Here is a 1,667-nt window from a genome sequence, read left to right on the forward strand (position 1 = left end):
GGGGTCTGTACAGCCAGTGGCTCTGTCCCGTAATCGGTGGTAACGAACGGTGACGGTCGTCGTTGGCATGGCATGCGCGATGTCAACGAACTTGTGAGTGTGGTGTTTTCGGGGCTGTCGGCGCTTGTCGTCGAGGGCGTGGCGGACGAGGGCGAGGTCATCCGGGTGGTGGTGCGGACCCGGGACGATCCGGTGCCGTGCCCGGTGTGCGGGCAGCCGACGGGGCGGGTGCATGGCTTCCACGGGCGGGTGGTCGCGGATGTGCCGGTGGACGGGCGCCGGGTCGTGGCGTCGGTGCGGGTCCGGCGCATGGTCTGCCCGGTCCGGGGTTTCCCGCGGCAGACGTTCCGCGAGCAGGTCCCCGGCCTGATCGAGCGCTACCAGCGGCGCACGCGCCGTCTCGCCCGACCAACTCGGGAAGATTGTAGAGGAGTTAGCGGGCCGGGCGGGCGCCCGCCTCTCCCGCTTCCTGGCCTGCGCGATCTCCTGCTCGACCGCCCTGCGCCTGCTCGTACGCCAGGACCTGCCGCCGCCGCGCGTTCCCCGCGTGCTCGGCGTCGACGACTTCGCCCTGCGCCGACGCCAGCGATACGCCACCGTGCTCATCGACGCCGAGACCGGCGCGCGGATCGACGTCCTGCCCGACCGCACCACCCAGACCCTGGTCGCGTGGCTGCGCGAGCACCCCGGGGCCGAGTACGTCTGCCGGGACCGATCCGGCTCCTACGGCGAGGCGATCCGCCAGGCTCTGCCCGAAGCGGTGCAGGTCAGCGACAGGTGGCACTTGTGGAGCAACCTGTGCGGGAAGGTTCTGGCCGAAGTCCGCTCCCACGCCGTCTGCTGGGCGACCGCGGTGAACCCGTCCGGCCCGGGGGCGTACGCGAGCAGACCACCCACGAGCGCCGGCAACAGGTCCACGGCCTGCTCGGCCAGGGTGTCGGGCTGCTCGAATGCGTCCGGCGCCTCGATGTCGCGCTGAACACCGTCAAGCGGTACGCCCGGTTGAAGGAGCCGACCGGCGACCGCCGCGCACCCCGCTACAGGCCCACGCTGGTCGATCCCTACCGCGACCACCTGCGCCGACGTCGGGCCGAGGACCCCGCGGTGCCCGTCACCCACCTGCTACGTGAGATCAAGGAGCTGGGCTATACCGGCAGCGCGAACCTCCTGGTCCGCTACATCACCCAGGGCCGCGTGGAGGGCGACAAGCCCGTCACCACTCCGCGGCGCTTCGCCCGCCTCCTCATCAGCCGCCCCGAGAGCGTGTGCGACAAGGACGCGGCACTACTGGGGGAACTCACCGAGGCCTGTCCCGAGTTGACTGAACTCGCCCGCCTGGTCGGAGAGTTCGCACAACTGCTGACGCCAGCCGAGGGCAATGACGCCAAGCTCACCGACTGGATCACGTCAGTTCGCTCCGTTGACCTGCCCCACCTGCGCTCCTTCAGTAACGGCCTGGAACTCGACCGGGCTGCCGTCGACGCCGGACTCACCACCCCGCACCACAACGGCCGCACCGAGGGCGTCAACACACGAACCAAGCGGGTCATGAGGCAGATGCACGGCCGAGCCGGGTTCCCCCTGCTCCGCCACCGCATCCTCCTCCAGTGATCACCACACAGCGCTACCACCGATTACGAGACAGAGCCGATGACCGTACAGACCCG

The 1,667-nt window shown here is 70.1% G+C and carries 1 pseudogene; it reads left to right on the forward strand.

Annotated elements, in window-relative coordinates:
* Nucleotides 1-102: 102 nt before the first annotated feature.
* Nucleotides 103-1,611: pseudogene (locus tag AB0O91_RS41165) on the forward strand (ISL3 family transposase).
* The last annotated feature ends 56 nt before the right edge of the window (nucleotides 1,612-1,667 follow it).

It is taken from the genome of Kitasatospora sp. NPDC089797 (assembly GCF_040684795.1).
Taxonomy (GTDB): domain Bacteria; phylum Actinomycetota; class Actinomycetes; order Streptomycetales; family Streptomycetaceae; genus Kitasatospora.